This is a genomic window from Pseudomonas sp. NPDC087614 (assembly GCF_044743485.1).
Taxonomy (GTDB): domain Bacteria; phylum Pseudomonadota; class Gammaproteobacteria; order Pseudomonadales; family Pseudomonadaceae; genus Aquipseudomonas; species Aquipseudomonas baetica_A.
This window is the reverse complement of the sequence record NZ_JBIUWN010000126.1, coordinates 1-7,498: the sequence shown is the minus strand read 5'-3', so window position 1 is coordinate 7,498 and position 7,498 is coordinate 1. Positions and strand designations below refer to the sequence as shown.

Here is a 7,498-nt window from a genome sequence, read left to right as displayed (position 1 = left end):
AGGAGGGTGAAATCTCCCACGGTCTGTACTGCGCTAACAGTCAGAATCGAGCCTTGTCCCTCCTCCTCCCTTCAAGTCCTACCATACAAGCGTGCTTGCTCGCGAAGGTGCCGGATCAGCCAACACGTTTATTGACTGATACAACCCCTTCGCGAGCAAGCCCGCACACAGGGGGCTTGCATCGCCCCGCCAGATTTACATCCAGCCACTCTCCGCCATCGACAACGGCTCCCCGTCGCCGACGATGAAGTGATCCAGCACCCGCACATCAATCAGCTCCAATGCCTTTTGCAAGCGCTTGGTCAGCAGCCGATCCGCCTGACTGGGATCAGAGTTTCCTGACGGGTGGTTGTGGCACAGGATCACGGCCGCTGCGTTGTTTGCCAAGGCGCGCTTCACCACTTCCCGGGGATGCACGCTGGTGTTGTCGATCGAGCCGCGAAACAGCGCCTCGAATGTCAGCACCTGATGTTTGGAGTCCAGAAACAGACAACCAAACACTTCGTGAGGCTCGTGGCGCAACATGGATTTGAGGTAATCACGAACGATTTGAGGGCTTTCCAGTGCCGGTTTCTGCCGTGATCGCTCGGCCAGATGACGCTTGCTCATTTCTTGAGCCGCTTGCAACTGAGCAAACTTCGCAGGCCCCAGGCCTAATTGTTTGCTGAATGCTTCCTGATCGGCCTCAAGCAGCAAACGCAGGCTGCCGAACCGAGTCAACAGTTGTCGTGCCAGATCCACCGCGCTTATTCCGGGCAATCCGGTCCGCAGAAAAATGGCCAACAACTCAGCGTCCGAAAGATTCGCCGCCCCATGCTCCAACAACCTTTCCCGCGGCCGTTCCGCCGCAGGCCAATCACGAATACTCATAGCGCTTCCTTGTCTGTGGGCGCCGCTGTTCCATAGCGGTCGCTGTGATATCGTAGCCCATCTTTTTTGCGGGCGAATTCACCCTGGGGAGGGGGTTTCGCCACGTATGTCACCCACGATATGAAAGGCAGACCTATGCAGCGGCTGTATCGGAAACGCATCGTTCTGGGCGTCGGCGGCGGTATTGCGGCCTACAAGAGCGCTGATCTGGTTCGTCGCCTGATCGACCAGGGCGCCGAAGTGCGCGTAGTCATGACCCACGGCGGCGCCGAGTTCATCACCCCGCTGACCATGCAAGCCTTGTCCGGGCACCCGGTTCATCTGGATTTGCTCGACCCGGCCGCCGAAGCGGCGATGGGCCACATCGAGCTGGCGAAATGGGCTGATCTGGTGTTGATCGCCCCGGCCACCGCCGACCTGATCGCGCGCCTGGCTCAAGGTATTGCCAATGATTTGCTGACCACGTTGGTGCTGGCCACCGACGCCGTCGTGGCTGTCGCTCCGGCAATGAATCAAGCGATGTGGCGCGACCCGGCGACCCAGGCCAACCTGCAACGGCTGGAGAGCCGTGGCCTGAAGACTTTCGGCCCGGCCTCCGGAAGCCAGGCCTGCGGCGATGTCGGCATGGGCCGCATGATGGAAGCCACCGATCTGGCCCAATGCGCCGCGGACTGCTTCCAGCGCCAGGCGCTGACCGGCAAACATGTGGTGATCACCGCCGGTCCGACTCAGGAAAACATCGACCCGGTGCGCTACATCACCAACCACAGCTCCGGAAAAATGGGCTTTGCCCTGGCCGAAGCGGCGGTGGAAGCCGGCGCCCGCGTCACGCTGATCAGCGGCCCGGTGCATCTGCCGACCCCGGATCGCGTCACGCGCATCGACGTGGTCAGCGCCCGCGACATGCTCGCCGCGTGCGAAGCCGCAATCCCTTGCGACGTGTTCATCGCCTCTGCAGCGGTGGCCGACTACCGTCCGGAAGTCGTCGCCCCGCAAAAACTCAAGAAAGATCCTACGAGCGGTGACGGCTTCGTCCTGCAAATGGTGCGTAACCCGGATATCCTCGCCACCATCGCGACCCGCCCCGATCGTCCGTTCAGTGTCGGCTTCGCCGCCGAAACCGAACACCTGCTCGACTACGCTGCACGCAAGCTGAAGGACAAGAATCTCGACCTGATCGTCGCCAACGACGTCGCCAACCCGAGCATCGGTTTCAACAGCGAAGAAAACGCCTGCAGCGTGATTGACCGTGAGCTGCACGCCACGGTTTTCGCCCAGACCAGCAAGAGCAAGATCGCTCGCCAACTGGTCACTTTTATCGCCGAACGTCTGAACCAGGTTTAATTTACATGCACGCTTTGCAAGCCAAGATTCTCGACCCACGCATCGGTACCGAATTCCCGCTGCCGCAATACGCCACCCCGGGCTCCGCCGGCCTCGACCTGCGCGCCATGCTGGAACAGAACATCGTGATCAAACCGGGTGAAACCGTGCTGATCCCTACCGGTCTGTCGGTTTACATCGGTGATCTGAATCTCGCCGCGCTGATCCTGCCGCGCTCGGGCATGGGCCATAAGCACGGCATAGTTCTCGGCAACCTGGTCGGGCTGATCGACTCCGATTACCAGGGCCCGCTGATGGTGTCCTGCTGGAACCGTGGCCAGACCGACTTCACCATGACCGTCGGCGAACGTCTGGCGCAACTGGTGCTGGTGCCGGTGGTGCAGGCGCACTTCGAAATGGTTGAAGAGTTCGTCGAAACCGAACGCGGCACTGGCGGGTTTGGCCACACCGGCACCAAGTAACCAGCACTGATACGCCTCTGCAGGAGCTGCCGCAGGCGGCTCCTGCAGGGGAAATTTGTGCATTTTCAACGACAGGTTTTAACACCGTAAATCAAGGTTTTGCCGGCCGAAAGCCACGCCCGCCGGGGTGTCATGGCCCTTTCACACCACGAACTCTCTGTGAAAAACGCCGTCATACCCTTCAGTTTGAGCCTGCCGCCGAGTGAATCGTCGGTCTGTCCTGCCACTTTCGAGATGGAGCACTTCCGCAGATGAGCACCCCCGCCAAGCTTGCCCCGAAACTACCCGACAGCATCTTTCGCGCCTATGACATTCGCGGCACCGTGCCGCAATTCCTCAATGCCGAAACAGCTTACTGGATCGGCCGCGCCATCGGTTCGCAGAGCCTGGCCCAAGGCGAGCCGAACGTTTGCGTCGGTCGCGATGGCCGCCTGTCCGGTCCGGAGCTGGTTGCAGAACTGATCCGCGGTATCGCCGAAAGCGGCTGCCACGTCAGTGATGTTGGCCTGGTGCCGACCCCCGCGCTTTACTATGCCGCCAACGTCCTGGCCGGCAAATCCGGGGTGATGCTCACCGGCAGCCACAACCCGTCAAACTACAACGGCTTCAAGATCGTGATCGCCGGCGACACCCTCGCCAACGAACAGATCCAGGCCTTGCACGAACGCCTCAAGACCAACAATCTGAGCAGCGGCCCGGGTAGCGTCACCGAGGTCGAAATCCTCGACCGTTACAACACCGAAATCGTCCAGGACATCAAACTGGCCCGCCGCATGAAGGTCGTGGTCGACTGCGGCAACGGCGCGGCCGGCGTGATCGCTCCGCAACTGATCGAAGCGCTGAACTGCGAAGTCATCCCGCTGTTCTGTGAAGTCGACGGCAATTTCCCCAACCATCACCCGGATCCGGGCAAGCCTGAGAACCTCGTCGACCTGATCGCCAAGGTCAAGGAAACCAACGCCGACATCGGTCTGGCCTTCGACGGCGACGGTGACCGCGTCGGCGTGGTGACCAACACCGGCAGCATCGTTTACCCCGATCGCCTGCTGATGCTGTTCGCCCGCGACGTGGTGGCGCGCAACCCTGATGCGCAAATCATCTTCGACGTCAAATGCACCCGCCGCCTCGTACCGCTGATCAAGGAATACGGCGGTCGACCGCTCATGTGGAAGACCGGTCATTCGTTGATCAAAAAGAAAATGAAACAATCCGGTGCTCTATTGGCCGGTGAGATGAGCGGACACATTTTCTTCAAGGAGCGCTGGTTCGGTTTCGACGATGGTATTTACAGTGCCGCAAGGCTGCTGGAGATCCTCAGCAAGGAAAAATCCACGGTGGAGGAGCTGTTTGCGACCTTCCCGAATGATATTTCTACGCCGGAAATCAATATCCATGTGACCGAAGAGAGCAAATTCAGCATCATTGATGCATTGCACGACGCACAATGGGGCGAAGGCGCCGACCTGACCACCATTGACGGCGTGCGAGTCGACTACGCCAAAGGCTGGGGCCTGGTGCGCGCCTCCAACACCACACCGGTTTTGGTGCTGCGCTTCGAGGCCGATGACGAGGCTGAACTTGCGCGCATCAAGGATGTGTTCCACGCCCAACTGAAACGCGTTGCACCTGATCTCCAACTACCGTTCTGATTCACCCGGAGCCCTGAATGACCCTCGAACGCGAAGCCGCCGCCCACACCGCCCAGGTCCTGTCCGAAGCGTTGCCTTACATCCGACGTTATGTCGGCAAGACCCTGGTGATCAAATACGGCGGCAACGCGATGGAAAGCGAGGAGCTGAAAACCGGCTTCGCCCGCGACATCGTCTTGATGAAAGCCGTAGGCATCAACCCGGTCGTTGTTCACGGCGGCGGCCCGCAGATCGGTGATCTGCTCAAGCGCCTGTCGATCGAAAGCCATTTCGTCGATGGCATGCGCGTCACCGACGCCGCGACCATGGACGTGGTGGAAATGGTCCTCGGCGGCCAAGTCAACAAGAGCATCGTAAACCTGATCAACCGTCATGGCGGCAGCGCCATCGGCCTGACCGGTAAAGACGCCGGGCTGATTCGCGCGAAGAAACTCACCGTCACCCGCCAGACCCCGGAGATGACCCAACCGGAAATCATCGACATCGGTCAGGTGGGTGAAGTGGTCGGGATCAACACCGAGCTGCTGAACCTGCTGGTCAAAGGCAACTTCATCCCGGTGATCGCGCCAATCGGCGTGGGTGAAAACGGCGAGTCGTACAACATCAACGCGGACCTGGTGGCCGGCAAAGTCGCCGAAGCGCTGAAGGCCGAGAAACTGATGCTGCTGACCAACATCGCCGGCCTGATGGACAAGTCTGGCCAGGTATTGACCGGCCTGAGCACCCAACAGGTCGACGACCTGATCGCCGATGGCACCATCTACGGCGGCATGCTGCCGAAGATCCGCTGTGCACTGGAAGCGGTTCAAGGTGGCGTGGGCAGCTCGCTGATCATCGACGGTCGCGTACCGAACGCGATCCTGCTGGAAATCTTCACCGACACCGGTGTGGGTACGCTGATCAGCAATCGCAAGCGTCCCTGATAGCTGAAACACAATAGATCGCAGTCTGCGGCAGCCCCTGCAACACAGTACGAAAGTACTGTAGGAACTGGCGAAGCCTGCGATCTTTTTTGTGTGCGCAAGAAGTGTCCGACAAGAACTAGCGAAACGTCCGACATCTCCCCAGAACAAATCTCCCTAGGATCTTCCCCTCATCCCCCGGAGATTTACCCATGCAAAAAGACTATGTTGCTTACGGCAGTGATGTTTCCCCTGGCACCTACGAGTGCGTGGATTGCGGCCACCAGTATTCCAATCAAGCCAAAACCTCGATGCCGCCCTGCCCGCAGTTTCGCAAGACCGCTCACGTTCTGAACGGCTGGAAGATCCTGACCGGACAAGGTGACGCGCCTAATGATCCCTATCCACAGGAAACCGATAAGCCTTCCGGTATCAAGAGCGCCGAGGTCATTACGCCCTCGCACAAAAAATAACCCCGGGGTGCCTGAGCCATGCAGATCTCGTTCACGATCGATGCCGACGCTTTCGAGCAGGAGCAAAAGGAACCGGTCAAAAAGACCTTGCGCATCGGCGACGCGGAAATCGCCCACGCCCTCCAGCGCATCGCCAAGGCCAGCCTGACCGAATACCTGAAAATGCTGGTCGAGGGCGGGATGCCCAGCCGTGCTGACGAGGCTAAACAGGATCGCCTGCTGTATCTGATTCAAAGCTACTTCGGGCAAACATTGCCGACTGAATCGCAGATTTCGACGATTTTTCAGTTGACCCAGAGCCAGAGCAAAACCCTGCTGAAAAACACCGTCTCGCGCTTTCGCAATCAGCTCGACGAAATCCTGCAGCACAGCATGCGCGCGGTCGTCGAGTCTGCGGGACACGCAAAAGATGTCTATCTGGTGGTCATCAGCTCGGACGTGATTCGCGATGAGCTGAACATGCTGATCACCCAGAACGAGCCGACCTTCAAACCCATTACCAAGCGCAAAGGCAGTGCCGGGCAGTTCGAGATCAGTGAAGACTCCCACGATTTATTGTGCAGGACGCTCGGGCTCAATGCCGCTCAGTGACATTGTCGCGGTCAGTGGCTTGCTGCTGACTCTGACCACTTTCATGTTCAATTTGGCTTGGCCGAAGCTCAACGAAGCGTTGTCGCTGGATCAATATCAGTCAGGCGTGCAAGCGAGAAAGCGCAACAGGGAGAAGGTGCGGGATGTTTTTTTCGGTTGTGCGCTGCCACTGACGTGCGCTTTTGCAGCGCTGTTTTACGTCAACCTTCCAGCCGCCGTGCAGATCATCCGCTCCAGCAGGCTGGATTTTTGGGATTTCGATGTCGACCGCACGCTTTACGTGATGGTGGTGACGGCAGTACTGGTATTTGCGCTATTTAATGCCGGATTGACACTGAATTTGCTCAAAAAATGGCGAAGAATGCGTTGAACGCAAACAAAAAGCCCCCGTTCAGCCCTGACTGAACGGGGGCTTTTTTATCACCGCGAACTTTATGGGAGCGAGCAAGCTCCCACAGGTTTTTCAAAAAGCCGTCAGACGCCGAACTGGGCGCGGTACGCTTCCACGGCTGGCAAATGCTGCTTGAGTTGCGGATCGTCAGCGAGGAACTCCAGCACCTGGTTCAATGAAACAATGCTGATCACCGGAATGCCGAAATCGCGCTCCACTTCCTGGATTGCCGACAACTCACCGTTGCCACGCTCCTGACGGTTCAGGGCGATCAGCACGCCGGCGGCCTTGGCGCCGTCCTGGGAAGCGATGATCTGCATCACTTCGCGGATCGCGGTGCCAGCGGTGATCACGTCGTCGATGATCAGCACGTCGCCCGTCAGCGGAGCGCCAACCAGACTGCCGCCTTCGCCGTGGGCCTTGGCTTCTTTGCGGTTGAAGCACCATGGCAGGTCACGGTCGTGATGCTCGGCCAGTGCGACAGCAGTGGTCGCCGCCAGCGGGATGCCTTTGTAGGCGGGACCAAACAAAACGTCGAAGGAAATACCGCTTTCGGCAATGGCTGCGGCATAGAAGCGCCCTAGCTGGGCCAGGGCCGAGCCCGTGTTGAACAGGCCGGCGTTGAAGAAGTAAGGACTGGTGCGCCCGGACTTCAGGGTGAACTCACCGAAGCGCAAAACGCCGCGATCGATGGCAAAACGAATGAAATCGCGCTGATACGCTTGCATGAAAAAAACCCCAAATACCACGGATTTAGCTAATTAGCTTGACGCCGTGTATCATACACGCACGCGATTTTTGGGGCCATTTATGCGGA

At 58.9% G+C, this 7,498-nt stretch carries 8 protein-coding genes and 1 pseudogene; 7 read left to right on the top strand and 2 right to left on the bottom strand.

Going from position 1 to position 7,498, the window contains the following annotated elements:
- Positions 1-195: 195 nt before the first annotated feature.
- On the bottom strand, positions 196-870 hold the full coding sequence (gene radC, locus ACIOWA_RS26700) for a DNA repair protein RadC (RefSeq protein WP_401162758.1): 675 nt from the start codon (positions 868-870) through the stop codon (positions 196-198).
- Between the two features lie 135 nt (positions 871-1,005).
- Here radC and coaBC point away from each other — a divergent pair, with 135 nt between their 5' ends.
- The 7 genes and pseudogenes from coaBC to ACIOWA_RS26665 all read left to right on the top strand — a co-directional run bounded on the left by coaBC (position 1,006) and on the right by ACIOWA_RS26665 (position 6,660).
- Positions 1,006-2,214 (top strand): bifunctional phosphopantothenoylcysteine decarboxylase/phosphopantothenate--cysteine ligase CoaBC, encoded by a 1,209-nt coding sequence (gene coaBC, locus ACIOWA_RS26695; RefSeq protein WP_339433788.1) that lies wholly within the window; start codon positions 1,006-1,008, stop codon positions 2,212-2,214.
- Between the two features lie 5 nt (positions 2,215-2,219).
- Positions 2,220-2,675 (top strand): dUTP diphosphatase, encoded by a 456-nt coding sequence (gene dut, locus ACIOWA_RS26690; RefSeq protein ID WP_401162755.1) that lies wholly within the window; start codon positions 2,220-2,222, stop codon positions 2,673-2,675.
- 245 nt (positions 2,676-2,920) lie between these two features.
- Positions 2,921-4,324 (top strand): annotated as a pseudogene (locus ACIOWA_RS26685) (phosphomannomutase/phosphoglucomutase); the annotation flags it as partial.
- A gap of 17 nt (positions 4,325-4,341) precedes the next feature.
- Positions 4,342-5,247: an acetylglutamate kinase gene (gene argB, locus ACIOWA_RS26680; protein WP_221730894.1), complete on the top strand. Its 906-nt coding sequence runs from the start codon at positions 4,342-4,344 to the stop codon at positions 5,245-5,247.
- 191 nt (positions 5,248-5,438) lie between these two features.
- A complete protein-coding gene (locus tag ACIOWA_RS26675; RefSeq protein ID WP_401139376.1) occupies positions 5,439-5,699 on the top strand; it encodes a hypothetical protein in 261 nt (86 codons plus the stop codon).
- Between the two features lie 18 nt (positions 5,700-5,717).
- Positions 5,718-6,290, top strand: coding sequence for a hypothetical protein (locus tag ACIOWA_RS26670; protein ID WP_401139379.1), 573 nt, complete (start codon positions 5,718-5,720; stop codon positions 6,288-6,290).
- Positions 6,277-6,660 carry a hypothetical protein gene (locus ACIOWA_RS26665; protein ID WP_401162761.1) on the top strand — a complete coding sequence of 128 codons (384 nt, stop codon included), beginning with the start codon at positions 6,277-6,279 and terminating at the stop codon, positions 6,658-6,660. Before ACIOWA_RS26670 ends, ACIOWA_RS26665 begins: the two co-directional genes overlap by 14 nt.
- 104 nt (positions 6,661-6,764) lie before the next feature.
- Here ACIOWA_RS26665 and pyrE read toward each other — a convergent pair whose 3' ends face one another.
- On the bottom strand, positions 6,765-7,409 hold the full coding sequence (gene pyrE, locus ACIOWA_RS26660; RefSeq protein WP_041071932.1) for an orotate phosphoribosyltransferase: 645 nt from the start codon (positions 7,407-7,409) through the stop codon (positions 6,765-6,767).
- Positions 7,410-7,498: the final 89 nt, after the last annotated feature.

Bases quoted from the DNA above. Each gene is read 5' to 3' on its own strand.
- dut (WP_401162755.1), top strand. From the start codon at position 2,220: ATGCACGCTTTGCAAGCCAAGATTCTCGACCCACGCATCGGTACCGAA.
- pyrE (WP_041071932.1), bottom strand. From the start codon at position 7,409: ATGCAAGCGTATCAGCGCGATTTCATTCGTTTTGCCATCGATCGCGGC.
- argB (WP_221730894.1), top strand. From the start codon at position 4,342: ATGACCCTCGAACGCGAAGCCGCCGCCCACACCGCCCAGGTCCTGTCC.
- ACIOWA_RS26670 (WP_401139379.1), top strand. From the start codon at position 5,718: ATGCAGATCTCGTTCACGATCGATGCCGACGCTTTCGAGCAGGAGCAA.
- ACIOWA_RS26665 (WP_401162761.1), top strand. From the start codon at position 6,277: ATGCCGCTCAGTGACATTGTCGCGGTCAGTGGCTTGCTGCTGACTCTG.
- radC (WP_401162758.1), bottom strand. From the start codon at position 870: ATGAGTATTCGTGATTGGCCTGCGGCGGAACGGCCGCGGGAAAGGTTG.
- ACIOWA_RS26675 (WP_401139376.1), top strand. From the start codon at position 5,439: ATGCAAAAAGACTATGTTGCTTACGGCAGTGATGTTTCCCCTGGCACC.
- coaBC (WP_339433788.1), top strand. From the start codon at position 1,006: ATGCAGCGGCTGTATCGGAAACGCATCGTTCTGGGCGTCGGCGGCGGT.